The organism is Streptomyces sp. NPDC051740 (assembly GCF_044453165.1).
Lineage (GTDB): Bacteria > Actinomycetota > Actinomycetes > Streptomycetales > Streptomycetaceae > Streptomyces > Streptomyces atrovirens.
In genome coordinates this window covers 90,940-116,222 of the sequence record NZ_JBITCL010000014.1, presented here as the reverse complement: position 1 = coordinate 116,222, position 25,283 = coordinate 90,940, and the positions used below count along the sequence as shown (strand labels likewise).

Sequence of the window (25,283 nt, the reverse complement as noted above, 5' to 3'; positions counted from 1 at the left end):
GCCGGGCGGCCCGTGGCGTCTCCCGCCGGCCGGGCCCACGCTGACTTCAGGGACACCGCCGCCGCCGTTCGGCTGTGGCGGCGGGCACGGAAGGAGACGGGCGATGACTTCCACCACCACTCTGAGCGCGGGTCTCCCGGCCGCGTACCGCGAAGGACTGATGCGGCACGCCCGCGAGGTCTCCTTCCCGGCCGGGGCGCGCCTGTTCGAGGAAGGACGGCGCGCCGACCGGTTCTGGATCGTCCGGACCGGAACCGTCGCCCTCGACCTCCAGGTGCCCGGTCACCGCGCGGCCGTGATCGAGTCGCTGGGCCACGGCGAGCTGATCGGCTGGTCCTGGCACTACCAGCCGCGCATGTGGCACCTGGGCGCCGGGGCCACGAGCCCGGTGCGGGCCTGGGAGTTCGACGCGGAGGCCGTACGGGCGCTGTGCGACGAGGACCCCGAGTTCGGCCGCATGATCGCCGTGTGGGTCGGCCGGGTGGTCGCCCAGCGGCTGCACGCCACCCGGGTCCGGCTGCTCGACCTGTACGCCCCGTACGGCAGCGGAAGCGGCTGACGTCCGTGGACGGTGGCCCGGTCAGCCCGTGCGTTCCCAGCCCCGGTGGGGTGCGCGGGCGCCCAGCCGGACGTCGCGGCTGCGGTAGACGATGTAGGGGCGGGTGAGGTAGCCCAGCGGGGCCGTGAGCATGTGGACGAGCCGGGTGAAGGGCCAGGCGGCGAAGAGCAGCAGGGCGCTGATGGCGTGCAGCTGGAAGAGGACCGGGGTGCCGGTCATCAGGTCCGGGTCGGGCTGGAAGTAGAAGATCGAGCGGAACCAGGGCGAGATGGTCTCGCGGTAGTTGTAGCCGCCGCCGACGATGTTCGCCGCCACGGTCGCGGCCAGTCCGAGACCGATGGTCACCGTCAGGGAGAGGTACATCGCCTTGTCGTTGACGGTGGTGGCCGAGAAGACCGGGCCGACGGTGCGCCGCCGGTAGACCAGGATGGCCAGCCCGCCCAGCGTGCAGACGCCGGCGATGGTGCCGAGGACCACCGCGACGACGTGGTAGGTGTGCTCGCTGATGCCGGCCGCGTGGGTCCAGCTCTCCGGGATGAGCAGACCGCCGATGTGGCCCAGCGCCACGACGAGGACGCCGAAGTGGAACAGCGGGCTGCCGATGCGCAGCAGGCGCCGTTCGTAGAGCTGGGAGGAGCGGGTGGTCCAGCCGAACTTGTCGTAGCGGTAGCGCCAGAGGTGGCCGAGGACGAAGACCGCGAGGCTGATGTACGGCAGCACGATCCACAGCAGGATGCCGCCGGTACCGGACTCCACCGCCAGGGTGACGGCTTGCGCTGATGCGGTCATCGGGGGCCTCCGGCGGACGGGGCGGGCGTGTACTGGGGCGGCGCGTAGGGGTCGAGACCGACCTGTTCCTCGGGCGGGCCCTCGGCGGCGAGCCGGGCGACCGCCTCGCGTTCGTCACCGGCGAGCGCGGGCAGGGTCGCGGAGACGGAGTCCAGCAGGCCGGCCCACGGGGAGTTCTCCTCGTGCAGGGCGAGGCGGAGCAGTTCCAGGCCGGCCCGGTGTGCGGTGAGCAGCTTGAGTCCGGCCGCCGGGTCGGTGGCGGCGAACTCCAGGACGACGGCGAGGTGGTCGGGCAGTTCGTCGTCGGTCAGCCGCAGGCCGCCCTTGGCGTAGGTCTGCTTCAGCCGGACCAGGGCGAGGCCCCGTTTGCGGGTGTCGCCGTGGGCGTAGTAGGTGAGGTACGGGCAGCAGCGTTTGCGGTGGTCGAAGGTGGCGACGTAGGCGGTGGCCAGCGCCTCCGCGCCGGTGTTCTCGGCGTGCTCGGTGAAGCGGAGCAGGGGGTCGCGCACCGGGGCGGGCAGTCCGGGGGCGGCCCGCCGGGCCAGGGTGAGGTGGCCGGCCTGCTGCTCGTCGGGGTAGCCGAGGAGCAGGGACTGGAGCTGCCAGGCGCAGGTGTGCCAGGGCTGGACGCGCTGTGCGGGCCTGAGCTTGAGTTTGTTCCTCATGGCTTCGGTTCGGCCTCCCCGCCGCTGTCCGGGCTGTCGCCCCGCTCGGTCCGGTTCGGCGGGAAGAGCCCGGGTGGGCTGCTCTTGCCGTCCCAGTTCAGGAGGTTGACGCGGCCGGCCTTGTCCGTGGGGGCGGCGTGGGTGTCGGAGAGCTGCCGGTCGCGCAGGGCGCGGTAGTTCTCGACCGCGATGGGCGCCGCGCCGCCGGACGCCTCGCCGAAGGGGCCGGAGCCTCCCATGCCGGGGCCGCCCTCGTAGTCGAGGCTGCACTCGGTGGCCAGCTCCTCCAGGCTGTGGGCCTGTTCGGCGTGGGCGGGCGGGATGACGTACCGCTCGTCGTACTTGGCCAGGGCCAGCAGCCGGTACATGTCGTACATCTGCTCCTCGCCCATGCCGACGGACTCGGGGATGGCGGCGTCCGGCTCGCGGCCGAGGTTGATGTCGCGCATGTAGGCGCGCATGGCGGCCAGGCGGCGCAGCACCGCGTCCACGGGGGCCGGGTCACCGGCGGTGAAGAGCTGGGCGAGGTAGTCGACGGGGATGCGCAGGGCGTCGACGGCGGCGAACAGGTTGCGGTGGTCCTCGGCGTCCCGGCCGGTGTCCCGTACGGCGTCGACGACCGGGGAGAGCGGCGGGATGTACCAGACCATGGGCATGGTGCGGTACTCCGGGTGCAGCGGCAGCGCCACCTTGTACTTGTTGATCAGGGCGTGGACCGGCGAGCGCCGGGCGGCCTCGATCCAGTCACGGGGGATGTCCGCGCGCTCCGCCGCGGCGATCACCTCGGGGTCGTCCGGGTCGAGGAAGACCTGCCGCTGGGCCTCGTAGAGGCCGGTGTCGTCGGGGGTGGAGGCGGCTTCCAGCACCTTGTCGGCGTCGTAGAGGACGAGCCCGATGTAGCGCAGCCGGCCGACGCAGGTCTCGGAGCAGACGGTGGGCAGGCCGACCTCGACGCGCGGGAAGCAGAAGGTGCACTTCTCGGCCTTGCCGGTGCGGTGGTTGAAGTACACCTTCTTGTACGGGCACCCGGTCACGCACATCCGCCAGCCGCGGCACTTGTCCTGGTCGACCAGGACGATGCCGTCCTCCTCGCGCTTGTAGATCGCGCCGGAGGGGCAGGAGGCCGCGCAGGAGGGGTTGAGGCAGTGCTCGCAGATGCGCGGCAGGTAGAACATGAAGGTCTGTTCGAACTCGAACTTGATCTTCTCCGAGACCTCGTTGAGGAGGACGTCCTTCTCACGGGTCGCCGCCGATCCGCCGAGGTCGTCGTCCCAGTTGGCCGACCAGGAGATCTTCATGTCCTTGCCGGTGATCAGGGACTTGGGGCGGGCGACCGGGGTGTGCTCCTGCAGCGGGGCGTTGGTCAGGGTCTCGTAGTCGTACGTCCAGGGCTCGTAGTAGTCGTCCAGGGAGGGCAGGACGGGGTTGGCGAAGATGGTGATCAGCTTCTTGAACCGGCCGCCGGCCTTGAGCGCGAGCCGGCCCTTCCTGTTCAGCTCCCAGCCGCCGCGCCACCGCTCCTGGTCCTCGTAGCGGCGGGGGTAGCCCTGGCCGGGGCGGGTCTCCACGTTGTTGAACCACACGTACTCGACGCCGGTGCGGTTGGTCCACGCCTGCTTGCAGGTGACCGAACAGGTGTGGCAGCCGATGCACTTGTCGAGGTTCATCACCATCGCCATCTGGGCCATGACGCGCATGTCAGTACTCCACCTCCTGGTTCGTACGGCGCCGGATGACGGTCACCTCGTCGCGCTGGTTGCCGGTCGGGCCGAGGTAGTTGAAGGCGTAGCTCAACTGCGCGTAGCCACCGATGAGGTGGCTGGGTTTGATCAGCAGCCGGGTCAGGGAGTTGTGGATGCCGCCGCGCCGGCCCGTGGTCTCGGTGCGGGGGACGTCGATGAGCCGGTCCTGGGCGTGGTACATGTACACGGTGCCCTCGGGCATGCGGTGCGAGACGATCGCGCGGGCGGCGACGACGCCGTTGCGGTTGACGGCCTCGATCCAGTCGTTGTCCCGTACGCCGATCCTCGCCGCGTCCTGGGTGCTCATCCAGACGGACGGGCCGCCCCGGGACAGGGACAGCATGAAGAGGTTGTCCTGGTACTCGGAGTGGATGGACCACTTGTTGTGCGGGGTCAGGTAGCGCACGGTCACGCCGAGTTCGCCGGTCTCGCCGAGGCGGGGCTCACCGAAGAGCGCGTGCATGTTCAACGGCGGCCGGTACACGGGGAGTTGTTCGCCGAGGGCGGTCATCCAGTCGTGGTCGAGGTAGAAGTGCTGGCGGCCGGTGAGGGTGTGCCAGGGCTTGAGCCGCTCGACGTTGACGGTGAACGGGGAGTAGCGCCGCCCGCCGGTCTCCGAGCCGGACCACTCGGGCGAGGTGATGACGGGGACCGGGGCGGCCTGGGTGTCGGCGAAGGTGATCCGCTTGCCCTCGTGCTCGGCCGCCAGGTCGGCGAGCCGTGTGCCCGTGCGGGCCTCCAGGGTGTGGAAGCCCTGGGTGGCGAGGTGGCCGTTGGTGGTGCCGGACAGGGCGAGGATCGCCTCACAGGCCTGGGAGTCACGGGCGATCGAGGGGCGGCCGTCGGCCGCTCCCCCGCGTACGGTGCCGTTCTTGTGCCGCAGGTAGTCGAGTTCGCTGTCGACCTTGAAGGTGATGCCCTTGGTGGTGGCGCCCAGGGAGTCCAGCAGGGGGCCGAGGGCGCCCATCTTGTCGGCGACGGCCGCGTAGTCGCGTTCGACGGTGATCAGCTTCGGCATGGTGCGGCCCGGAACGGGCTCGCACTCCCCTTCCTTCCAGTCCCGCACCCTGCCGTGCGGGGTGGCCAGCGCGTCGGGGGTGTCGTGCAGCAGCGGCGCGGCGACCAGGTCCTTGCGCACGCCGAGGTGGCCGGCGGCCTGGCGGCTGAACTCCTCGGCGAGGGTGTGGAAGATGTCGAAGTCGGTACGGGTCTGCCAGGGCGGGGCGATCGCCGGGTTGAAGGAGTGCACGAAGGGGTGCATGTCCGTGCTGGACAGGTCGTACTTCTCGTACCAGGTGGCGGCGGGCAGCACGATGTCGGAGTAGACGGTGGTGCTGGTCATCCGGAAGTCGAGGGTGAGCAGCAGGTCGAGCTTGCCCTCGGGCGCCTCCTCCCGCCACACCACGTCCCGGGGGCGGGCGTCGGGCGGCGCCTCGGCCGCCCGCACCGCGTGGTCGGTGCCGAGCAGGTGCTTGAGGAAGTACTCGTTGCCCTTGGCGGAGGAACCGAGCAGGTTGGCCCGCCACACGGTGAGCACCCGGGGGAAGTTCTCGGGCGCGTCCGGGTCCTCGCCGGCGAACCTCAGCCGTCCGGCCTTGAGTTCCTCCACCACGTGGTCGCCGGCCGGGCGTCCCGCGGCGTCGGCCTCGTCGGCCAGGTCCAGCGGGTTGCGGTCGAAGGTCGGGTACGAGGGCATCCAGCCGAGCCGCGCCGACTGCGCGATCACGTCCGCCGTGGTCTTCCCCGCGAAGGGGCCTCCGCCGCCCGCCGCGGCCAGGGTGTCGGCGGAGAAGGGGTCGTAGCGGAACTGGTCGCCGTGCAGGTACCAGTAGGCGGTCTGGATCATCTGACGGGCGGGACGGTTCCAGTCGGAGGCCGTCGCGATCGTCGAGTAGCCGGTGATCGGGCGGACCTTCTCCTGGCCGACGTAGTGCGCCCAGCCGCCGCCGTTGACGCCCTGGCAGCCGGTGAGGGTGGTCAGGGTCAGGAACGCCCGGTAGATGGTGTCGGAGTGGAACCAGTGGTTGGTGCCCGCCCCCATGACGATCATCGAACGGCCGCGGGACTCCTCCGCGTTGGCGGCGAACTCACGGGCGATCCGCGCCGCCCGGCCCGCGTCCACGCCGGTGATCGCGGCCTGCCAGGCCGGGGTGTACGGCTCGCTCGCGTCGTCGTAGCCGGTGGGCCAGCTCCCGGGCAGCCCCTCGCGGGCCACGCCGTACTGGGCCAGCAGCAGGTCGTACACCGTGGTGACCAGCCGCCCGGCGACCCGGCGCACGGGGACCCCGCGCCTCAGGCGTGCGGCGCCGCCGTCGGGGGCGTCGAAGCGGGGCAGTTCGACGGCGACCGGCGCCTCGCCGTCGCCCTCGGCGGACAGCAGGGGCCGGGTGTCACCGAGGTCGAGGTTCCACTTCCCGGCGCCGGACTCGCCGAAGCGGTCGCCGAGGGTTCCGTTCGGCACCACCGGCGCACCCGTGGCCTCGTCCAGCAGGACCGTCCGGAACTCCGCGTGCTCGGCCCGGGCGTGCGCGCCGCCGAGGTCCGCGGCGGTCAGGAACTTGCCCGGCGTGTACGTGCCCGGCTCCGCCCCGTCCCCGGTCGCCTCGTCCAGGGTCACCAGGAACGGCAGGTCCGTGTACCGCTTGACGTAGTCGGTGAAGTACGGCGTCTCCCGGTCGGCGAAGAACTCCTTGAGGACGACGTGCCCCATGGCCATCGCCAGCGCGCCGTCCGTGCCGGGCTGCGCGGGCAGCCACTCGTCGGCGAACTTCACGTTGTCCGCGTAGTCCGGCGACACGGCGACGACCTTCTGGCCCCGGTAGCGGGCCTCGGCCATCCAGTGGGCGTCCGGGGTGCGGGTCACCGGCAGGTTGGAGCCCCACATGATCAGGTACCCGGCGTCCCACCAGTCCCCGGACTCCGGTACGTCGGTCTGGTCGCCGAACACCTGCGGGGAGGCGACGGGCAGGTCCGCGTACCAGTCGTAGAAGGAGAGCATCACCCCGCCGAGCAGGGAGTAGAAGCGGGCCCCGGCGGCGTGGGAGACCATCGACATGGCGGGGATCGGGGAGAAGCCGGCCAGCCGGTCCGGGCCGTACTCCTTGATGGTGTGGACGTGCGCGGCGGCGGCCATCTCCGCCGCCTCGGCCCAGGTCGCCCGCACCAGACCGCCCTTGCCGCGGGCCCGCTTGTAACGGCGGGAGCGCTCGGGGTCGCCGACGATGTCCGCCCAGGCCGCCACCGGATCGCCGAGCCGGGCCTTGGCCTCGCGGTACATCCCCAGCAGCACACCGCGCACATAGGGGTAGCGCACCCGGGTGGGCGAGTACGTGTACCAGGAGAAGGCCGCTCCCCGGGGGCAGCCGCGCGGCTCGTACTCGGGGCGGTCCGGGCCGACGGACGGGTAGTCCGTCTGCTGGGCCTCCCAGGTGATGATGCCGTCCTTGACGTACACCTTCCACGAGCAGGAACCGGTGCAGTTCACGCCGTGGGTGGAGCGCACCACCTTGTCGTGCGACCAGCGGTCCCGGTAGAACTCGTCCGCCTGGCGGCCGCCCTTGCGGTGCAGCGAGCGCAGATCCTCGGAGACCTCGGCTCTGGTGAAGTAGCGGCGGCTGCGCACCAGCGCCTCCGCCAGCTCGCCGTCCATGCCCGCTCGGGCCCGTGCCGTGCCGGTCTCCGTGCTCACCGTGCCACTCCGCTCCGGGCATGCCTGCCCGTTCGATTCGTGATCGGTCACACCGCACACGACTGTACGACTCGCGTCCCCGGGAAGGTCAACAACCACACCAAGAACACGGAAAGGAAGCCGGTCGGGTGGTAGGGCCGGTCGGCCCTACCGGCTCACCGGGCTCGCGGTCACGATGGAGGGATGTCCCAGAACGATGCCTTCCGCGCGCTCGACCGGCAGGAGTGCCTCCGTCTGCTGGCCGGGGTGCCGGTCGGCCGTGTGATCTACACCCGGCAGGCCCTGCCCGCGGTCCTGCCCGTCAACTTCTCCCTGGACACGGACGCCTCCGTGCTCCTGGCCACCTCCTCGGGCTCGGACCTCGTACGCGCCGTCGACGGCGCCGTGGTCGCCTTCGAGGCGGACGAGTTCCACGCGGAGAACCGCTCCGGCTGGAGCGTGATCGTCACCGGACGGGCCGCCGTGGTGACCGGTCCGGCCGAGCACGAACGGCTCGTACGGACCGGTCCGGCCTCGTGGATGCCGTTGCGGGAGACGGTGTTCGTGCGCATCGAGGCCGAGGTGGTCACCGGACGCGGGATCGGGGGAGCGACGGCCGGGCGGTGAGCCGCGGCGGACGGCCGGCGCGTGCCGTCAGCGGCCCTCCTGCCGGAGCCGGTCCTGGACCTGGGTGGCGATGACGGCCGCCTGGATGCGGCGCTCCACGCCGAGCTTGGCCAGCAGCCGGGAGATGTGGTTCTTGACCGTCTTCTCGGCCAGGTACAGCCGCTGGCCGATCTGGCGGTTGGTCAGTCCCTCACCGATCAGGGCCAGGATCTCGCGCTCCCGCTCGGTCAGCCCGGGCAGCGGGTCCGGCTGCTCCTCCTCCTTCTGCTGTCCGCCGCGCAGCCGCGCCATCAGCCGGGTGGTGGCGCTCGGGTCGAGCAGCGACTGGCCGCGGGCCACCGTGCGTACGGCGGTCACCAGGTCGGAGCCGCGGATCTGCTTCAGTACGTATCCGGAGGCGCCGGCCATGATCGAGTCGAGCAGGGCCTCCTCGTCGTCGAACGAGGTCAGCATCAGACAGGCCAGGTCCGGCATGGCCGAGCGCAGCTCGCGGCACACGCTCACCCCGTCCCCGTCCGGCAGCCGTACGTCCAGGACCGCGACCTGGGGGCGCAGGGCGGGAACGCGGACCAGGGCCTGCTCCGCGGTGGCGGCCTCGCCGACCACGGTGATGTCCGGTTCGTCGTTCAGCAGGTCGTGCACCCCTCGCCGGACCACCTCGTGGTCGTCCAGCAGGAAGACCCGGATCGGGCTGTCGGGTCCGGGCTGCTCGCCGTCCGCCATCGATTGCTCCTGTTCCGCGCTGTGTGATCGTCCACGCCGTCCGAAATCCCCCGGCCCTCACATCTTGCGCAATCCCGGACCGGGAGGCCAGGGCCGATCGGCCCCACTGGCCGGCCGGCGGCCGTCATCCGTCCGCGACCGCCGGGGTCACCGGCCGGATCAGCGATCCGTGGTGATTCCGTGGCCGGTTGTCACGCGCGCCCGGCGCCCGGCGACGTCGGGCACCCTCCTCGGTGAGGTCGTGGGAGCTCACCGGCCGGCGTCCGGAGGGACGCGCCACGAGGGCCGGCGGCTCCCGCTGTTCGGCACCGGGGCACGGGGGCGATCGGCTCACGTCCCCGAGCCGCACAGGGGATCACCACGCCAGTCGGAGACGCTCACCCCGTACAGGGAGCGTCCGCCGACGAGTTCGCGTCCGGTGACCAGCTCGGCCTCGACGCGGACGAAGACCTCCCGTGCCGAGGGCGCCCAGGAGACCGGTCCGGTGCGGGCCAGGCGCCGGTGTTCGGCGGGGTCGGTCACCACCGTGGCCGGGCCCGTGACGACGACGCTCCAGCCGGACCGCCGGGCGGCGTCCACGTCGTCGGCCTCGAAGGCGACCACCGCGCCGTCGACCGCGCGGACCAGTTCCGAACCGGCGGCGGTACGCAGCAGGACCGCGCCGTCGTCGTCCAGGCGGAAGTTGACGGGCAGCACGGCGGGCAGGGCCCGGCGCGTGAAGACGACACGGCCGACGGGCACTCCGGCCATCAGCTCCAGGCACTCCTGCCGCCCGAGTTCACGGAAACCGTCATTGGGGTACATCGCCGGCCCTCCTTCGCCCTTCGTCCGGTGCGGCGGTCCTTCCTCCTTCCACCTTGAACCGGGCGGGGCCGGAAGATGAGGGCCGAGGGTCCCGCTTCCCCCGGAGAACGGCCCGGCCGTCACGGGCACCGCGCTCCGGCCCGTGCCGCGTGCTCCGGACACCTCCGCCGCTCACGCCGCGGGGACTACGAGGCTTTCGGGAGCGCGGTGTCCGTCCCGCGGACGGCCGTGGCCAGGGCGTCTCCGACGGCCCGGGCCCCCGCGGCGTTGGGGTGCAGGGGTGCGGCCGGGCGGGTGGGGACCAGGCCCTCGATGTAGCGGTCGGCGGGGGCGGCGCAGATGTCGTGTCCGATCCCCGGGGTGTAGGTGTCGACGAAGGCGGCGCCGTGCTCCTCGGCCGTGCGTCTCAGGACGGCGCCGAGGTGGTCGACCACGCCCTGGATGTAGTTGGCGTCCTGCTTCCAGAAGGGCTGGGCGGGGTGGCAGCCGTCGGTGCGGAGGTAGTTGCCGTAACCGACGACGAAGACCTCGGCGTTCGGCGCGCGCCGGGCGATCTCGTCCAGGACGGTGCCGAAGACCGGCGCCCAGGCGTCGATGCGGGCCCTGATCCTGTCGGTACCGCCCGCGGTGTTCTCCTCCGCGCAGCTGATGCCGTGGGGCGGGGGCAGGAAGTTGACGCAGTCCAGCGCTTCGCCGAAGACGTCGGCGTCGTTGCCGCCGATGGTGATGCTGACGATGTCGGCGGCGGGCGTGAGCGCGTCGTACTGGGGGGCGGTGCCCGGGTACTGGGACGTGCTCAGGTGGCCGGTGGTGGCGGCGGAGCAGGTGACGTCGGTGAGGTGCGCGCCGAGGGCCTCGGCCGCGATGCGCGGATAGCCGGCCAGGGAACGCAGGCACATCGGGTCGGCCGGGTCGGGCGGCGGCACCAGCGGCGCGGCCGCGTAGGAATCGCCGAGCGCGACGTACCGCGGGGGTTCGGCCTCGGCCGACGCGGCCGTGACCGGTGCCGCGGCCGACAGGGCACCGGTGGACAGCGCGATGGCCAGGGCTCTGCGCAGGGTCGTCTTCAAGGACGCCTCCGTCCGGCGGGTCGGAATGTATGGGTATGCCTCGCGATGAGCATGCCCGAGCGGGCATGCCGCCGCACGGCGGACCGCCGCTCGGTACTCCCGCCGGATGACGGCGTGCGGCACGGCCCCTGGTGCTCGCCGCAGCCGGTACGACTACTGGCGCCGTCCGGCGTGGCGGGCCGGGACTTTCCCGTCGGCCGGCGCAGTGCGCACACAGGGGGCGCGCATCGCCGCGTCGGGCGCCGGACCCGGCCCGTAGGGAGCGACGCGGGTGAAGCCGCCCAGGACGAACGGCGCGCCCGTCGCGATGCCGCTCAGTCGCGGCGCAGCAGGACGAGTTCGCGGTTCATCTCACCGAGGAACCGGACGATGACCGTGAGCTCGTCGGGCGTGAAACGGCCCCGCGCGGTGTCGGTGCTCCGCGCGAGCGGCCGGAAGTACTCCCTGGCCAGCCCTCTGGCCGCCGCCGCGAAGTGCAGGTGGACCACGCGACGGTCGTCGGCGGCCCTGACCCGGTGGATGTGCCCCGCCCGCTCCAGCCGGTCCACGCACGCGGTGACCGCGCCGGACGTGAGGTTGAGCTGCCTGCGCAGCCGGCCGGGCGTCATGGGCTCGCCCGTACCGTCCGGATCGGCGTCCAGGATCGCGATCAGGGCCTGCACATCGGTGGGGTGCAGGCCGTGCGCGTGGGCGAACTCCTGAGCGACGCGGTTGAACTCGTTGTTCATCCGACGCAACAACACGGCGAACGACTGCAACCCCGTCGGGTCGTCCACTGGAAGAGGTGTCGAAGGGGTGTCCGGGCCACTCATGACCCCAGTATAGGATCACTCAATCATTGAGATACTCATTCATCGACACACTTCTTCCCCCTGTTGAGGATGTTCATGAGAACCACACCGCGCTGGGCCCGGTGGACCGTGCCCCTCGTTCTCCTGCTGGTCTGGCTGGGCGTGGGCGGAACGCTCGGGCCGTACGCGGGCAAACTGGGCGAGGTGGCCACCAACGAACAGGCCTCCTTCCTGCCGCAGAGCGCCGAGTCCACCAAGGTCCTCGAGGAGCGTGAGGCGTTCGACCAGTCCGAGACCCTGCCGGCCATCGTGGTCTGGACGGCGGACGGGGACCGGATCACCGAGGCGCAGCGGGCAGCCGCCACCGACTCCGTCGGCGCGCTCACCGGAAGCACCGGGATCGTCGGCCGGCCGTCACCGGCCCTGCCCTCCGAGGACGGTCAGGCCCTCCAGGCCGTCGTCCAGCTCGAGCCCGAGCTGGGCGAGGAGTTGCCCACGGTCCTCGACGAGGTGCGCGCGGCGGCGGGGAAGGTGCCGGGCACCGAGGCGCAGATCGCCGGCCCGGCCGCGAGCCAGGCCGACCTGTCGGACGCGTTCGCGGGCATCGACGGACTGCTGCTGGGCGTGGCGCTCGCCGCCGTGCTGGTGATCCTCCTGCTCGTCTACCGCAGCGTCCTGCTGCCGTTCCTGATCATCCTCGGCTCCGTCTTCGCCCTGGGACTGGCCTGTGCCGTCGTCTACGCGCTGGCGGAGCGGGACGTGGTCCGCGTCGATGGACAGGTGCAGGGCATCCTGTCCATCCTGGTGATCGGTGCCGCCACCGACTACGCCCTGCTGCTGGCCGCGCGCTTCCGCGAGGAACTCGCCGTGCGCGGGGACCGGGCCGAGGCCGCCCTGGCGGCGGTGCGGCGCTCGTTCGGCGCGATCACCGCGAGCGCCGCCACCGTGGCGCTCGGGCTGCTGGCCCTGCTCGCCAGTGACCTCACGAACAACCGCGCCCTCGGGCCGGTCGGTGCCATCGGCATCGTGTGCGCCGTGCTCACCACCCTCACCTTCCTGCCGGCCGTACTGGCCCTGCTCGGCCGTACCGCCTACTGGCCGTCCCGCCCGAAGGCGTCGGACGCGTCCGCGGAGGGCCACGCGGTGTGGCGCCGGGTCGCCGCGCGGGTGGACGCGCGGCCACGCCTCACCTGGGTCGTGACCGGGCTCGTCCTCGCCGCCCTGGCGGCCTTCTCGCCCACGCTGTCCGCGAAGGGCGTACCGCTCGACGAGATCTTCGTGAACGACGCCCCCTCCGTCGCCGCCCAGGAGACGCTCGGCGAGCACTTCCCCGGCGGCTCGGGCAACCCGGCCGTGATCATCGCCGACGCCGGCCGTGCCGACGCGGTGACGGCCGCCGCGAAGGACACCGCGGGCGTGGCGTCGGCGGGCGCGGTCTCCGCCTCCGGGCGGCCCGGTGCCGGTGAGCCGCAGGTCGTGGACGGGCGGGTCCGCATCGACGCCACGCTGGACGCGGCGGCGGACAGCGACGCGGCCAAGGAGACCATCGAGCGGCTGCGCGACGACGTGCACGCCGTCCCCGGGGCCGACGCCCTGGTCGGCGGGTACACGGCACAGCAGTACGACACCCAGCGGACCGCCGCGCACGACCGCACGGTGATCGTCCCCGTCGTGCTCGGCATCATCCTGCTGATCCTCGTGCTGCTGCTGCGCTCGCTGCTCGTACCGGTGCTGCTGGTGGCGACCGTCGCGCTCAACTTCCTGGCGACGCTGGGGGTCTCCTCCCTCGTCTTCGAGCACCTCCTCGGGTTCAGCGGGACGGACGCGTCCGTTCCGCTCTACGGGTTCGTGTTCCTGGTGGCCCTCGGCGTCGACTACAACATCTTCCTGATGTCCCGGGTGCGCGAGGAGGCGCTCGCGCACGGCTCGCGGCAGGGTGTGCTGCGCGGACTGACCTCGACCGGCGGCGTGATCACCTCGGCGGGTGTGGTGCTGGCCGCCACGTTCGCGGCCCTGACGGTCATCCCGCTGGCGTTCCTCGTACAGATCGCCTTCATCGTGGCCTTCGGCGTACTGCTCGACACGCTCGTGGTCCGCTCGCTGCTGGTGCCCGCGCTTGTTATCGACATCGGCCCCCGCGCGTGGTGGCCCAGCGCCCTGGCACGCGAGGACACCGCGCCCACCGGGGAGCCGAAGCCGTCGGCGTACGGACCGCGGCGGTGACCTGAGCGGTGCGCGGCCCGGCAGCGGCGCCGACGCGGGCCGGGGCCCGCTGCCGGGCGCGTTCGGCGGAAGACGCCCATGCGCACCGTGACCGCCGCACTCATGATCGGACACAAGAGGGAAGTCGTACCGCACACCTGAGAGGAGCACTCGTGGCGGACATGGACGGACAGCAGAACGGCGAGCGGCTGCGCTGCCTGGTCACCGGGGCCTCCGGATACGTCGGCGGACGTCTGGTGCCCGAACTGCTGCGGGCCGGTCACCGGGTGCGGTGCCTGGCCCGCTCCCCCGGCAAGCTCCGCGACCATCCCTGGGCCCAGGACACCGAGACCGTCCGCGGTGACGTCACGGACGCCGCCTCCGTCGCCGAGGCCATGCGCGGGGTCGACGTCGCCTACTACCTGGTGCACGCCCTCGGAACCGGCCCCGGCTTCGAGGACACCGACCGCCGCGCCGCCCGGATCTTCGCCGAGCAGGCGCACGCCGCCGGGGTACGGCGGATCGTCTACCTCGGCGGACTCACCCCGGCGGGCGTACCCGAGCGTTCCCTCTCCCCGCACCTGCGCTCCAGGGCCGAGGTGGGGCGCGTCTTCCTGGACGCTCCGGTGCCCGCCACGGTGCTCCGGGCCGCGGTCGTCATCGGCTCGGGGTCGGTCTCGTTCGAGATGCTGCGCTACCTGACCGAGCGCCTGCCCGTGATGGTGACCCCGAGCTGGGTGCACACCCGCATCCAGCCGATCGGGATCCGCGACGTGCTGCGCTACCTCGTCGGCTCGGCCACCATGCCGCCCGACGTCAACCGGGCCTTCGACATCGGCGGGCCGGACGTGCTGACCTACCTGGAGATGATGCGCCGTTACGCCGCGGTCGCCGGGCTGCGGCGGCGGATCGTCGTGCCGGTGCCGGTCCTCACCCCCGGGCTCTCGAGCCACTGGGTGGGCCTGGTCACCCCGGTGCCCGCCGCCATCGCCCGGCCGCTGACCGAGTCGCTGCGCCACGAGGTCGTCTGCCGGGAACACGACATCGCCCGGTACGTGCCCGACCCTCCGGGCCGGCCGCTGCCCTTCGACGAGGCGCTGGCCCTGGCGCTGCGCAAGGTCCGGGACGCCCAGGTGGCCACCCGCTGGTCGTCCGCGGCCGTGCCCGGCGCCCCCAGCGACCCGCTGCCCACCGACCCCGACTGGGCCGGCGGCAGCCTCTACCAGGACGAACGGCAGCTGCCCGTCGACGCGTCCCGCGCATCGCTGTGGAAGGTCATCGAGGGCATCGGCGGCGACAACGGCTGGTACTCCTTCCCGCTCGCCTGGGCGGTCCGGGGCTGGCTGGACCGGTTCGTCGGCGGGGTCGGCCTGCGCCGCGGACGACGGGACGCCGAGCGCCTGCGGGTCGGTGACTCGCTGGACTTCTGGCGCGTCGAGGAGATCGAGCCGGGCCGTCTGCTGCGGCTGCGTGCCGAGATGCGGCTGCCCGGACTCGCCTGGCTGGAGATGTACGTCGAGACGGACGCCGACGGCCGCACACGGTACCGCCAGCGTGCCCTGTTCCACCCACGCGGACTGCTGGGCCACGCCTACTGGTGGAGCGTCTCGCCGTTCCACGCCGTCGTCTTCGGCGGCATGGCCCGCAACATCGCGCGGGCCGCCGCCAAGGACATGCGCGCGTACGGCGGACAGGCAGCGCGGACCGGCCCCGCCGGGCACGCCGGCTCCGCCGGAGGCTTCCGCAAGTAGGTGGTGCCGTACGGAGGCCGCACAGGCGGCGCGTCCGCGTCTCGTCGCGAACGCGCCGCCGGCGGGCCGCCGGCGGCTCCCCGCGTCCTGATCCGGCCCACCGGCCCTGGTTCCCGCAGTGCCGTCTCGTCCCACCGGGAGTACCTGCATGACCTGCGCGGTCGTCCTGTTCACCTCGGATCTGCGTCTGCACGACCATCCGCCGCTGCGCGCCGCGCTCGCGGCGGCCGACGAGGTGGTGCCGCTGTTCGTCCGTGATCCCGGCGTGCACGCGGCGGGCTTCGACGCCCCCAACCGCAACGCCTTCCTCGCCGACTGCCTGGCGGATCTGGACGCCTCGCTGCGCCGGCGCGGCGGCCGGCTGATCGTGCGCAGCGGACCGGTCGCCCGGGAGGTCGGCGCGGTCGCGGCCGGGTGCGGTGCCACGGAGGTCCACATGGCCGCGGCGGTGACCGGCTACGGCCACCGCAGGGAGGAGCGGCTGCGCGGCCGGCTCGACGCCCATGGTGTGGCCCTCCATGTGCACGACGCCGTGATCACCGCCGTCGAGCCCGGGCGGGTGACGCCGTCCGGCTCCGACCACTACGCGGTGTTCACCCCCTACTTCCGCCGCTGGTCCGCCGAACCCCTGCGGGAGGTCTGCCCTCCGCCGCGCACCGTGCGCGTGCCGGACGGGGTGCGGGGCGAGCCGCTGCCGTCCCGCGACACGCTCCCCGGTCTCTCCCCGGGCCTTCCCGCGGGAGGGGAGAAGGCCGGCCGGGAGCGGTTCTCCCGGTGGGTGCGGTCGGGGATGTCCGCGTACGAGGAACGGCACGACGACCTGGCCGGCGACGCGACGTCACGGCTGTCGCCGTTTCTGCACTTCGGTGCGCTGTCCGCGGCGGAGCTCGTGCGGCGGGCCCGCGCGCACGGTGGCCTCGGCGCGGAGGCGTTCGTACGGCAGCTGTGCTGGCGGGACTTCCACCACCAGGTGCTGGCGGCACGCCCCGAGGCGTCCACCCACGACTACCGCACCCGGCACGACCGGTGGCGGGGCGAGACGGAGGCCGCCGAGGACATCGCCGCCTGGCGGGAGGGCCGTACCGGCTATCCGGTCGTCGACGCGGCGATGCGCCAGCTGCGCCACGAGGGCTGGATGCACAACCGGGCGCGTCTGCTGACGGCGAGCTTCCTGACCAAGACGCTGTACGTGGACTGGCGGATCGGCGCCCGGCACTTCCTCGGCCTCCTCGTCGACGGCGACGTCGTCAACAACCAGCTCAACTGGCAGTGGGCCGCGGGCACCGGCACGGACACCCGCCCGCACCGCGTCCTCAACCCGGTCGTCCAGGGCAGACGCTTCGATCCGCGAGGGGCCTACGTACGCCGCTGGGTGCCCGAACTGCACGACGTGGACGACCGTTTCGTGCACGAGCCCTGGCGGCTCCCGGAGGACCGTCGCGCCCGCCTCGACTACCCCGAACCGCTGATCGACCTCTCCGACGGGCTGGCACGCTTCACACACGCCCGCGGTCGCGACTGAGGGGGAACGCGCCGTTCACCGGCTCCTCCGCGACCGGCCCGTCCGGTGTTCCGCCATGCGCCATCGGGCGACCGGCCGAGGCAGGGCCCGGGCGGCCCCGGTGCCCGAGGCGCCCCGTCCCGTGGTGGCCCCGTGGTGGCTCCGAACGCCCGACGGGCCGCCGGGTACGCGAAGCGGGTCGCACGCACCGGATCGTTCGACGTCACCCGGGGAAACGGGGAACGCGCACGGCGGACAGCGGCACTCCGGTTCCGGGGAAGCTCAGCGGTTCCGAGCGCGAGGCCCGTTTTCCGCCTCCGTCCGGTGCGGGCGCAGGTGGTGCGGTCGGCGTCGCGGATGCCACCTCTCTCCGGGCCGCGGCCTCGCGTCTCTCCGGGCCGCGGCCTCGCGTCTCTCCGGGCCGCGGCCTCGCGCTGTTCACCTGTGCACCTCGAAGCCGCCGCGGCCGTCGAACCGGACCTCACGCACCTCGTCGAACCCGTCCTCCGGTGACGGTCTGCGCAGGCGTTTCATCGTGGCCAGGACTCCGACGTCCGGAACGCGCTCGCGGCCCGCGCGGGCGGAATTGCGGCGCAGCGAGCCGGCCACGTCGGGAGGGAACCAGTAGGCCGTGGCCGTGGCACCGAACGAGTGAGCCGCTTCCACCAGCGGGTGCCACTCCTGGGGTGACGGATTGGTGTTGTCCACCACCACCGGCCTTCCGGCCGCGAGGTGCTCCGCCAGCAGTCGCATCTGCCGCTGCTGCTTGTGCCGGGCTCCCCGCGGAAAGAGGTCCTTGCTCACCAGCGCGTACCGGCCGGTCAGGCACCGTGCGCAGAACGTGGACTTTCCGGAAGCCTGCAGTCCGACCAACACGGCCACATCCACTTCGGTCGCCATGACCACCACCATGACACGCGGCCGGCCGACCGGGAAACGACCGTTCCGGGCGTCGGGCTTCCCGGCGGCTGTTCTGCGCACATGTCGCGAGGCCATATGGACGGCTGAGACGTGAGTGACGCGTCGATCCGCGGCTGCGTCTCCGCCGTGTCCCCCACGTGTGCGAGGCGGGACTCCCGCCTTCACCGGCTCGCTCGGGATTCCGGCTCGCGTGACCTTCGCGGCCGCAAGGCCGATACTGCCTCCGTAGGACTCCAGGGCGCAGATCGCCGGCCCGGCCGCGAGCCAGGCCGACCTGTCGGACGCGTTCGCGGGCATCGACGGACTGCTGCTGGGCGTGGCGCTCGCCGCCGTGCTGGTGATCCTCCTGCTCGTCTACCGCAGCGTCCTGCTGCCGTTCCTGATCATCCTCGGCTCCGTCTTCGCCCTGGGACTGGCCTGTGCCGTCGTCTACGCGCTGGCGGAGCGGGACGTGGTCCGCGTCGATGGACAGGTGCAGGGCATCCTGTCCATCCTGGTGATCGGTGCCGCCACCGACTACGCCCTGCTGCTGGCCGCGCGCTTCCGCGAGGAACTCGCCGTGCGCGGGGACCGGGCCGAGGCCGCCCTGGCGGCGGTGCGGCGCTCGTTCGGCGCGATCACCGCGAGCGCCGCCACCGTGGCGCTCGGGCTGCTGGCCCTGCTCGCCAGTGACCTCACGAACAACCGCGCCCTCGGGCCGGTCGGTGCCATCGGCATCGTGTGCGCCGTGCTCACCACCCTCACCTTCCTGCCGGCCGTACTGGCCCTGCTCGGCCGTACCGCCTACTGGCCGTCCCGCCCGAAGGCGTCGGACGCGTCCGCCGAGGCCCACGCGGTGTGGCGCCGGGTCGCCGCGCGGGTGGACGCGCGGCCACGCCTCACCTGGGTCGTGACCGGGCTCGTCCTCGCCGCCCTGGCGGCCTTCTCGCCCACGCTGTCCGCGAAGGGCGTACCGCTCGACGAGATCTTCGTGAACGACGCCCCCTCCGTCGCCGCCCAGGAGACGCTCGGCGAGCACTTCCCCGGCGGCTCGGGCAACCCGGCCGTGATCATCGCCGACGCCGGCCGTGCCGACGCGGTGACGGCCGCCGCGAAGGACACCGCGGGCGTGGCGTCGGCGGGCGCGGTCTCCGCCTCCGGGCGGCCCGGTGCCGGTGAGCCGCAGGTCGTGGACGGGCGGGTCCGCATCGACGCCACGCTGGACGCGGCGGCGGACAGCGACGCGGCCAAGGAGACCATCGAGCGGCTGCGCGACGACGTGCACGCCGTCCCCGGGGCCGACGCCCTGGTCGGCGGGTACACGGCACAGCAGTACGACACCCAGCGGACCGCCGCGCACGACCGCACGGTGATCGTCCCCGTCGTGCTCGGCATCATCCTGCTGATCCTCGTGCTGCTGCTGCGCTCGCTGCTCGTACCGGTGCTGCTGGTGGCGACCGTCGCGCTCAACTTCCTGGCGACGCTGGGGGTCTCCTCCCTCGTCTTCGAGCACCTCCTCGGGTTCAGCGGGACGGACGCGTCCGTTCCGCTCTACGGGTTCGTGTTCCTGGTGGCCCTCGGCGTCGACTACAACATCTTCCTGATGTCCCGGGTGCGCGAGGAGGCGCTCGCGCACGGCTCGCGGCAGGGTGTGCTGCGCGGACTGACCTCGACCGGCGGCGTGATCACCTCGGCGGGTGTGGTGCTGGCCGCCACGTTCGCGGCCCTGACGGTCATCCCGCTGGCGTTCCTCGTACAGATCGCCTTCATCGTGGCCTTCGGCGTACTGCTCGACACGCTCGTGGTCCGCTCGCTGCTGGTGCCCGCGCTTGTTATCGACATCGGCCCCCGCGCGTGGTGGCCCAGCGCCCTGGCACGCGAGGACACCGCGCCCACCGGGGAGCCGAAGCCGTCGGCGTACGGACCGCGGCGGTGACCTGAGCGGTGCGCGGCCCGGCAGCGGCGCCGACGCGGGCCGGGGCCCGCTGCCGGGCGCGTTCGGCGGAAGACGCCCATGCGCACCGTGACCGCCGCACTCATGATCGGACACAAGAGGGAAGTCGTACCGCACACCTGAGAGGAGCACTCGTGGCGGACATGGACGGACAGCAGAACGGCGAGCGGCTGCGCTGCCTGGTCACCGGGGCCTCCGGATACGTCGGCGGACGTCTGGTGCCCGAACTGCTGCGGGCCGGTCACCGGGTGCGGTGCCTGGCCCGCTCCCCCGGCAAGCTCCGCGACCATCCCTGGGCCCAGGACACCGAGACCGTCCGCGGTGACGTCACGGACGCCGCCTCCGTCGCCGAGGCCATGCGCGGGGTCGACGTCGCCTACTACCTGGTGCACGCCCTCGGAACCGGCCCCGGCTTCGAGGACACCGACCGCCGCGCCGCCCGGATCTTCGCCGAGCAGGCGCACGCCGCCGGGGTACGGCGGATCGTCTACCTCGGCGGACTCACCCCGGCGGGCGTACCCGAGCGTTCCCTCTCCCCGCACCTGCGCTCCAGGGCCGAGGTGGGGCGCGTCTTCCTGGACGCTCCGGTGCCCGCCACGGTGCTCCGGGCCGCGGTCGTCATCGGCTCGGGGTCGGTCTCGTTCGAGATGCTGCGCTACCTGACCGAGCGCCTGCCCGTGATGGTGACCCCGAGCTGGGTGCACACCCGCATCCAGCCGATCGGGATCCGCGACGTGCTGCGCTACCTCGTCGGCTCGGCCACCATGCCGCCCGACGTCAACCGGGCCTTCGACATCGGCGGGCCGGACGTGCTGACCTACCTGGAGATGATGCGCCGTTACGCCGCGGTCGCCGGGCTGCGGCGGCGGATCGTCGTGCCGGTGCCGGTCCTCACCCCCGGGCTCTCGAGCCACTGGGTGGGCCTGGTCACCCCGGTGCCCGCCGCCATCGCCCGGCCGCTGACCGAGTCGCTGCGCCACGAGGTCGTCTGCCGGGAACACGACATCGCCCGGTACGTGCCCGACCCTCCGGGCCGGCCGCTGCCCTTCGACGAGGCGCTGGCCCTGGCGCTGCGCAAGGTCCGGGACGCCCAGGTGGCCACCCGCTGGTCGTCCGCGGCCGTGCCCGGCGCCCCCAGCGACCCGCTGCCCACCGACCCCGACTGGGCCGGCGGCAGCCTCTACCAGGACGAACGGCAGCTGCCCGTCGACGCGTCCCGCGCATCGCTGTGGAAGGTCATCGAGGGCATCGGCGGCGACAACGGCTGGTACTCCTTCCCGCTCGCCTGGGCGGTCCGGGGCTGGCTGGACCGGTTCGTCGGCGGGGTCGGCCTGCGCCGCGGACGACGGGACGCCGAGCGCCTGCGGGTCGGTGACTCGCTGGACTTCTGGCGCGTCGAGGAGATCGAGCCGGGCCGTCTGCTGCGGCTGCGTGCCGAGATGCGGCTGCCCGGACTCGCCTGGCTGGAGATGTACGTCGAGACGGACGCCGACGGCCGCACACGGTACCGCCAGCGTGCCCTGTTCCACCCACGCGGACTGCTGGGCCACGCCTACTGGTGGAGCGTCTCGCCGTTCCACGCCGTCGTCTTCGGCGGCATGGCCCGCAACATCGCGCGGGCCGCCGCCAAGGACATGCGCGCGTACGGCGGACAGGCAGCGCGGACCGGCCCCGCCGGGCACGCCGGCTCCGCCGGAGGCTTCCGCAAGTAGGTGGTGCCGTACGGAGGCCGCACAGGCGGCGCGTCCGCGTCTCGTCGCGAACGCGCCGCCGGCGGGCCGCCGGCGGCTCCCCGCGTCCTGATCCGGCCCACCGGCCCTGGTTCCCGCAGTGCCGTCTCGTCCCACCGGGAGTACCTGCATGACCTGCGCGGTCGTCCTGTTCACCTCGGATCTGCGTCTGCACGACCATCCGCCGCTGCGCGCCGCGCTCGCGGCGGCCGACGAGGTGGTGCCGCTGTTCGTCCGTGATCCCGGCGTGCACGCGGCGGGCTTCGACGCCCCCAACCGCAACGCCTTCCTCGCCGACTGCCTGGCGGATCTGGACGCCTCGCTGCGCCGGCGCGGCGGCCGGCTGATCGTGCGCAGCGGACCGGTCGCCCGGGAGGTCGGCGCGGTCGCGGCCGGGTGCGGTGCCACGGAGGTCCACATGGCCGCGGCGGTGACCGGCTACGGCCACCGCAGGGAGGAGCGGCTGCGCGGCCGGCTCGACGCCCATGGTGTGGCCCTCCATGTGCACGACGCCGTGATCACCGCCGTCGAGCCCGGGCGGGTGACGCCGTCCGGCTCCGACCACTACGCGGTGTTCACCCCCTACTTCCGCCGCTGGTCCGCCGAACCCCTGCGGGAGGTCTGCCCTCCGCCGCGCACCGTGCGCGTGCCGGACGGGGTGCGGGGCGAGCCGCTGCCGTCCCGCGACACGCTCCCCGGTCTCTCCCCGGGCCTTCCCGCGGGAGGGGAGAAGGCCGGCCGGGAGCGGTTCTCCCGGTGGGTGCGGTCGGGGATGTCCGCGTACGAGGAACGGCACGACGACCTGGCCGGCGACGCGACGTCACGGCTGTCGCCGTTTCTGCACTTCGGTGCGCTGTCCGCGGCGGAGCTCGTGCGGCGGGCCCGCGCGCACGGTGGCCTCGGCGCGGAGGCGTTCGTACGGCAGCTGTGCTGGCGGGACTTCCACCACCAGGTGCTGGCGGCACGCCCCGAGGCGTCCACCCACGACTACCGCACCCGGCACGACCGGTGGCGGGGCGAGACGGAGGCCGCCGAGGACATCGCCGCCTGGCGGGAGGGCCGTACCGGCTATCCGGTCGTCGACGCGGCGATGCGCCAGCTGCGCCACGAGGGCTGGATGCACAACCGGGCGCGTCTGCTGACGGCGAGCTTCCTGACCAAGACGCTGTACGTGGACTGGCGGATCGGCGCCCGGCACTTCCTCGGCCTCCTCGTCGACGGCGACGTCGTCAACAACCAGCTCAACTGGCAGTGGGCCGCGGGCACCGGCACGGACACCCGCCCGCACCGCGTCCTCAACCCGGTCGTCCAGGGCAGACGCTTCGATCCGCGAGGGGCCTACGTACGCCGCTGGGTGCCCGAACTGCACGACGTGGACGACCGTTTCGTGCACGAGCCCTGGCGGCTCCCGGAGGACCGTCGCGCCCGCCTCGACTACCCCGAACCGCTGATCGACCTCTCCGACGGGCTGGCACGCTTCACACACGCCCGCGGTCGCGACTGAGGGGGAACGCGCCGTTCACCGGCTCCTCCGCGACCGGCCCGTCCGGTGTTCCGCCATGCGCCATCGGGCGACCGGCCGAGGCAGGGCCCGGGCGGCCCCGGTGCCCGAGGCGCCCCGTCCCGTGGTGGCCCCGTGGTGGCTCCGAACGCCCGACGGGCCGCCGGGTACGCGAAGCGGGTCGCACGCACCGGATCGTTCGACGTCACCCGGGGAAACGGGGAACGCGCACGGCGGACAGCGGCACTCCGGTTCCGGGGAAGCTCAGCGGTTCCGAGCGCGAGGCCCGTTTTCCGCCTCCGTCCGGTGCGGGCGCAGGTGGTGCGGTCGGCGTCGCGGATGCCACCTCTCTCCGGGCCGCGGCCTCGCGTCTCTCCGGGCCGCGGCCTCGCGTCTCTCCGGGCCGCGGCCTCGCGCTGTTCACCTGTGCACCTCGAAGCCGCCGCGGCCGTCGAACCGGACCTCACGCACCTCGTCGAACCCGTCCTCCGGTGACGGTCTGCGCAGGCGTTTCATCGTGGCCAGGACTCCGACGTCCGGAACGCGCTCGCGGCCCGCGCGGGCGGAATTGCGGCGCAGCGAGCCGGCCACGTCGGGAGGGAACCAGTAGGCCGTGGCCGTGGCACCGAACGAGTGAGCCGCTTCCACCAGCGGGTGCCACTCCTGGGGTGACGGATTGGTGTTGTCCACCACCACCGGCCTTCCGGCCGCGAGGTGCTCCGCCAGCAGTCGCATCTGCCGCTGCTGCTTGTGCCGGGCTCCCCGCGGAAAGAGGTCCTTGCTCACCAGCGCGTACCGGCCGGTCAGGCACCGTGCGCAGAACGTGGACTTTCCGGAAGCCTGCAGTCCGACCAACACGGCCACATCCACTTCGGTCGCCATGACCACCACCATGACACGCGGCCGGCCGACCGGGAAACGACCGTTCCGGGCGTCGGGCTTCCCGGCGGCTGTTCTGCGCACATGTCGCGAGGCCATATGGACGGCTGAGACGTGAGTGACGCGTCGATCCGCGGCTGCGTCTCCGCCGTGTCCCCCACGTGTGCGAGGCGGGACTCCCGCCTTCACCGGCTCGCTCGGGATTCCGGCTCGCGTGACCTTCGCGGCCGCAAGGCCGATACTGCCTCCGTAGGACTCCAGCCGGCATGCCGTCGATCCGCCGCGAGAGCCCGACACCATGTCACCGAAGTCGGCGTCGAGTCAGCGTCAGTACCGCCGCGGCCCGCTTCGGCCAGCAAGAATACAGACCGACGACCCACCCGCTGAGCACACCAGGAGGTACCCATGAAGATGCTGATCAATGTCCCGGAGACCGTGGTCGCGGACGCGTTGCGGGGAATGGCGGCGGCCCATCCCGAGCTGGCGGTGGACGTGGAGAACCGGGTGATCGTGCGCAAGGACGCGCCCGTGGCCGGGAAGGTGGGCCTGGTGTCCGGCGGGGGGTCGGGGCACGAGCCGCTGCACGGCGGGTTCGTGGGACCGGGGATGCTGTCGGCGGCCTGTCCCGGCGAGGTGTTCACCTCCCCGGTGCCCGACCAGATGGTGCGGGCCGCGGCGGCCGTGGACAGCGGGGCCGGGGTGCTGTTCATCGTGAAGAACTACACCGGTGACGTGCTCAACTTCGACATGGCCGCCGAGCTGGCCGAGGACGAGGGCATCCGGGTCGCGAAGGTGCTGGTCGACGACGACGTGGCGGTGACCGACAGCCTGTACACGGCCGGCCGGCGGGGCACGGGGGCGACCCTGTTCGTGGAGAAGATCGCGGGCGCGGCGGCCGAGGAGGGGCAGCCGCTGGAGCGGGTGGAGGCGATCGCCCGGCAGGTGAACGGGAACTCCCGCAGCTTCGGGGTGGCGCTGAGCGCCTGCGCCACGCCGGCCAAGGGCAGCCCCACCTTCGATCTTCCCGGCGGTGAGCTGGAGCTGGGCATCGGCATCCACGGCGAGCCGGGCCGGGAGCGGCGGCCGATGATGACGTCCGGTGAGATCGCCGAGGTCGCCCTCGACGCCATCCTGGAGGACCTCACGCCGCGCACCCCCGTCCTGGTCCTGGTCAACGGCATGGGCGCCACCCCGCTGCTGGAGCTGTACGGCTTCAACGCCGAGGTGCAGCGGGTGCTCGGCGAACGCGGGGTCCCCGTGGCCCGTGTCCTGGTCGGCAACTACGTCACCTCCCTCGACATGGCGGGCGCCTCGGTCACCCTGTGTCAGATCGACGAGGAGCTGCTGCGGCTGTGGGACGCGCCGGTGCGGACTCCGGGACTGCGCTGGGGCATGTGAGGGACGCTGGGGCCATGACCACACAAGGAG

General features: G+C 72.9%; 18 protein-coding genes and 1 pseudogene. 9 read left to right on the top strand and 10 right to left on the bottom strand.

Annotated features, from left to right (window positions below):
• Positions 1-103 precede the first annotated feature (103 nt).
• Complete coding sequence (locus ACIA6T_RS23400) at positions 104-559, top strand: Crp/Fnr family transcriptional regulator (RefSeq protein ID WP_399448396.1); 456 nt, start codon at positions 104-106, stop codon at positions 557-559.
• A gap of 21 nt (positions 560-580) precedes the next feature.
• Here ACIA6T_RS23400 and narI read toward each other — a convergent pair whose 3' ends face one another.
• Genes narI through ACIA6T_RS23380 form a run of 4 tightly spaced genes read right to left on the bottom strand, consistent with a single transcriptional unit; the run spans position 581 to position 7,404 of the window.
• The gene (narI, locus tag ACIA6T_RS23395) at positions 581-1,348 is read right to left on the bottom strand and encodes a respiratory nitrate reductase subunit gamma (RefSeq protein WP_399448395.1); all 768 of its coding nucleotides are present in this window, start codon (positions 1,346-1,348) and stop codon (positions 581-583) included.
• Positions 1,345-2,013 carry a nitrate reductase molybdenum cofactor assembly chaperone gene (gene narJ / locus ACIA6T_RS23390; protein ID WP_399448394.1) on the bottom strand — a complete coding sequence of 223 codons (669 nt, stop codon included), beginning with the start codon at positions 2,011-2,013 and terminating at the stop codon, positions 1,345-1,347. Before narJ ends, narI begins: the two co-directional genes overlap by 4 nt.
• Positions 2,010-3,710, bottom strand: a complete 1,701-nt coding sequence (gene narH / locus ACIA6T_RS23385; RefSeq protein ID WP_399448393.1) for a nitrate reductase subunit beta — start codon at positions 3,708-3,710, stop codon at positions 2,010-2,012. Before narH ends, narJ begins: the two co-directional genes overlap by 4 nt.
• Position 3,711: 1 nt before the next feature.
• Positions 3,712-7,404: a nitrate reductase subunit alpha gene (locus ACIA6T_RS23380; RefSeq protein WP_399448502.1), complete on the bottom strand. Its 3,693-nt coding sequence runs from the start codon at positions 7,402-7,404 to the stop codon at positions 3,712-3,714.
• Positions 7,405-7,626: 222 nt separating this feature from the next.
• Here ACIA6T_RS23380 and ACIA6T_RS23375 point away from each other — a divergent pair, with 222 nt between their 5' ends.
• Entirely contained in the window at positions 7,627-8,049 is a 423-nt protein-coding gene (locus ACIA6T_RS23375; RefSeq protein ID WP_399448392.1) for a pyridoxamine 5'-phosphate oxidase family protein, read from the top strand.
• Between the two features lie 27 nt (positions 8,050-8,076).
• Here ACIA6T_RS23375 and ACIA6T_RS23370 read toward each other — a convergent pair whose 3' ends face one another.
• From ACIA6T_RS23370 to ACIA6T_RS23355, 4 genes are all read right to left on the bottom strand, one after another.
• A complete protein-coding gene (locus tag ACIA6T_RS23370) occupies positions 8,077-8,772 on the bottom strand; it encodes a response regulator (RefSeq protein ID WP_399448391.1) in 696 nt (231 codons plus the stop codon).
• 330 nt (positions 8,773-9,102) lie between these two features.
• Positions 9,103-9,576, bottom strand: a complete 474-nt coding sequence (locus ACIA6T_RS23365) for a pyridoxamine 5'-phosphate oxidase family protein (protein ID WP_399448390.1) — start codon at positions 9,574-9,576, stop codon at positions 9,103-9,105.
• A gap of 185 nt (positions 9,577-9,761) precedes the next feature.
• Entirely contained in the window at positions 9,762-10,646 is an 885-nt protein-coding gene (locus tag ACIA6T_RS23360; RefSeq protein ID WP_399448389.1) for an SGNH/GDSL hydrolase family protein, read from the bottom strand.
• Positions 10,647-10,960: 314 nt separating this feature from the next.
• Complete coding sequence (locus tag ACIA6T_RS23355; RefSeq protein ID WP_399448387.1) at positions 10,961-11,458, bottom strand: MarR family winged helix-turn-helix transcriptional regulator; 498 nt, start codon at positions 11,456-11,458, stop codon at positions 10,961-10,963.
• Positions 11,459-11,533: 75 nt separating this feature from the next.
• Between ACIA6T_RS23355 and ACIA6T_RS23350 the strand changes: the two genes are divergently transcribed.
• From ACIA6T_RS23350 to ACIA6T_RS23340, 3 genes are all read left to right on the top strand, one after another.
• Complete coding sequence (locus tag ACIA6T_RS23350; protein WP_399448386.1) at positions 11,534-13,660, top strand: MMPL family transporter; 2,127 nt, start codon at positions 11,534-11,536, stop codon at positions 13,658-13,660.
• Positions 13,661-13,821: 161 nt separating this feature from the next.
• On the top strand, positions 13,822-15,390 hold the full coding sequence (locus ACIA6T_RS23345; protein WP_399448501.1) for an SDR family oxidoreductase: 1,569 nt from the start codon (positions 13,822-13,824) through the stop codon (positions 15,388-15,390).
• A gap of 148 nt (positions 15,391-15,538) precedes the next feature.
• Positions 15,539-16,912, top strand: a complete 1,374-nt coding sequence (locus tag ACIA6T_RS23340) for a cryptochrome/photolyase family protein (RefSeq protein WP_399448385.1) — start codon at positions 15,539-15,541, stop codon at positions 16,910-16,912.
• Between the two features lie 417 nt (positions 16,913-17,329).
• Here ACIA6T_RS23340 and ACIA6T_RS23335 read toward each other — a convergent pair whose 3' ends face one another.
• Positions 17,330-17,791, bottom strand: coding sequence for an AAA family ATPase (locus tag ACIA6T_RS23335; protein WP_399448384.1), 462 nt, complete (start codon positions 17,789-17,791; stop codon positions 17,330-17,332).
• A 259-nt stretch (positions 17,792-18,050) separates the two neighbouring features.
• Between ACIA6T_RS23335 and ACIA6T_RS23330 the strand changes: the two are divergent.
• The 3 genes and pseudogenes from ACIA6T_RS23330 to ACIA6T_RS23320 form a co-directional block, all read left to right on the top strand.
• A pseudogene (locus tag ACIA6T_RS23330) lies at positions 18,051-19,727 on the top strand (MMPL family transporter); the annotation flags it as partial.
• 161 nt (positions 19,728-19,888) lie between these two features.
• A complete protein-coding gene (locus tag ACIA6T_RS23325) occupies positions 19,889-21,457 on the top strand; it encodes an SDR family oxidoreductase (protein WP_399448501.1) in 1,569 nt (522 codons plus the stop codon).
• A 148-nt stretch (positions 21,458-21,605) separates the two neighbouring features.
• Positions 21,606-22,979, top strand: a complete 1,374-nt coding sequence (locus ACIA6T_RS23320; protein WP_399448385.1) for a cryptochrome/photolyase family protein — start codon at positions 21,606-21,608, stop codon at positions 22,977-22,979.
• 417 nt (positions 22,980-23,396) lie between these two features.
• On the opposite strand, the gene ACIA6T_RS23315 is transcribed toward ACIA6T_RS23320, so the two are convergent.
• Positions 23,397-23,858 carry an AAA family ATPase gene (locus tag ACIA6T_RS23315; protein WP_399448384.1) on the bottom strand — a complete coding sequence of 154 codons (462 nt, stop codon included), beginning with the start codon at positions 23,856-23,858 and terminating at the stop codon, positions 23,397-23,399.
• A gap of 402 nt (positions 23,859-24,260) precedes the next feature.
• Between ACIA6T_RS23315 and dhaK the strand changes: the two genes are divergently transcribed.
• Positions 24,261-25,253 carry a dihydroxyacetone kinase subunit DhaK gene (gene dhaK / locus ACIA6T_RS23310; RefSeq protein WP_399448383.1) on the top strand — a complete coding sequence of 331 codons (993 nt, stop codon included), beginning with the start codon at positions 24,261-24,263 and terminating at the stop codon, positions 25,251-25,253.
• The last annotated feature ends 30 nt before the right edge of the window (positions 25,254-25,283 follow it).

Coding starts and splice junctions, on each gene's coding strand:
- ACIA6T_RS23400 (WP_399448396.1), top strand. CDS start 104: ATGACTTCCACCACCACTCTGAGCGCGGGTCTCCCGGCCGCGTACCGC.
- narI (WP_399448395.1), bottom strand. CDS start 1,348: ATGACCGCATCAGCGCAAGCCGTCACCCTGGCGGTGGAGTCCGGTACC.
- narJ (WP_399448394.1), bottom strand. CDS start 2,013: ATGAGGAACAAACTCAAGCTCAGGCCCGCACAGCGCGTCCAGCCCTGG.
- narH (WP_399448393.1), bottom strand. CDS start 3,710: ATGCGCGTCATGGCCCAGATGGCGATGGTGATGAACCTCGACAAGTGC.
- ACIA6T_RS23380 (WP_399448502.1), bottom strand. CDS start 7,404: ATGGACGGCGAGCTGGCGGAGGCGCTGGTGCGCAGCCGCCGCTACTTC.
- ACIA6T_RS23375 (WP_399448392.1), top strand. CDS start 7,627: ATGTCCCAGAACGATGCCTTCCGCGCGCTCGACCGGCAGGAGTGCCTC.
- ACIA6T_RS23370 (WP_399448391.1), bottom strand. CDS start 8,772: ATGGCGGACGGCGAGCAGCCCGGACCCGACAGCCCGATCCGGGTCTTC.
- ACIA6T_RS23365 (WP_399448390.1), bottom strand. CDS start 9,576: ATGTACCCCAATGACGGTTTCCGTGAACTCGGGCGGCAGGAGTGCCTG.
- ACIA6T_RS23355 (WP_399448387.1), bottom strand. CDS start 11,458: ATGAGTGGCCCGGACACCCCTTCGACACCTCTTCCAGTGGACGACCCG.
- ACIA6T_RS23350 (WP_399448386.1), top strand. CDS start 11,534: ATGAGAACCACACCGCGCTGGGCCCGGTGGACCGTGCCCCTCGTTCTC.
- ACIA6T_RS23345 (WP_399448501.1), top strand. CDS start 13,822: ATGGACGGACAGCAGAACGGCGAGCGGCTGCGCTGCCTGGTCACCGGG.
- ACIA6T_RS23340 (WP_399448385.1), top strand. CDS start 15,539: ATGACCTGCGCGGTCGTCCTGTTCACCTCGGATCTGCGTCTGCACGAC.
- ACIA6T_RS23335 (WP_399448384.1), bottom strand. CDS start 17,791: ATGGCGACCGAAGTGGATGTGGCCGTGTTGGTCGGACTGCAGGCTTCC.
- ACIA6T_RS23325 (WP_399448501.1), top strand. CDS start 19,889: ATGGACGGACAGCAGAACGGCGAGCGGCTGCGCTGCCTGGTCACCGGG.
- ACIA6T_RS23320 (WP_399448385.1), top strand. CDS start 21,606: ATGACCTGCGCGGTCGTCCTGTTCACCTCGGATCTGCGTCTGCACGAC.
- ACIA6T_RS23315 (WP_399448384.1), bottom strand. CDS start 23,858: ATGGCGACCGAAGTGGATGTGGCCGTGTTGGTCGGACTGCAGGCTTCC.
- dhaK (WP_399448383.1), top strand. CDS start 24,261: ATGAAGATGCTGATCAATGTCCCGGAGACCGTGGTCGCGGACGCGTTG.